The organism is Massilia genomosp. 1, assembly GCF_011682185.1.
GTDB lineage: Bacteria > Pseudomonadota > Gammaproteobacteria > Burkholderiales > Burkholderiaceae_D > Telluria_A > Telluria_A rubra.
In genome coordinates, this window is record NZ_WHJF01000513.1 from 1 (window position 1) to 300 (window position 300).

Annotated in this window: 1 protein-coding gene; it reads right to left on the reverse strand. The window is 58.0% G+C overall.

All coding sequences use genetic code 11. The features are described 5' to 3' along the window. The coding region (locus F1735_RS34715; RefSeq protein WP_167241600.1) for an ATP-binding cassette domain-containing protein at positions 1–159 on the reverse strand (159 nt) is incomplete at its 3' end. Positions 160–300: the final 141 nt, after the last annotated feature.

Genomic DNA, 300 nt, shown 5'->3' on the forward strand with positions numbered 1-300 from the left:
GGTCGACTTGCCGCAGCCGGAGCTGCCCAGCAGCGCGAAGATCTCGCCCTTGTTGATGGCGAGCGAAATGTCGTTCACGGCGCGCACGCCGTCAAAGGCCTTGACGAGGTTGCGGATCAGGAGAAATGGCTGCGGGCTTGCGGGTTGTGCAATCGTCATATGAATGATGAAAGAATAGGCAAAGCCGCAATTTTATCGGACATACGCCGGTATGCAGGCAAAATGATTACATCCCGGTCTTAAAACGCGTAAATACGCGCGTCATGGTGCGGCGCGCGTCGGCGTTCAGGGGCTCGGGCC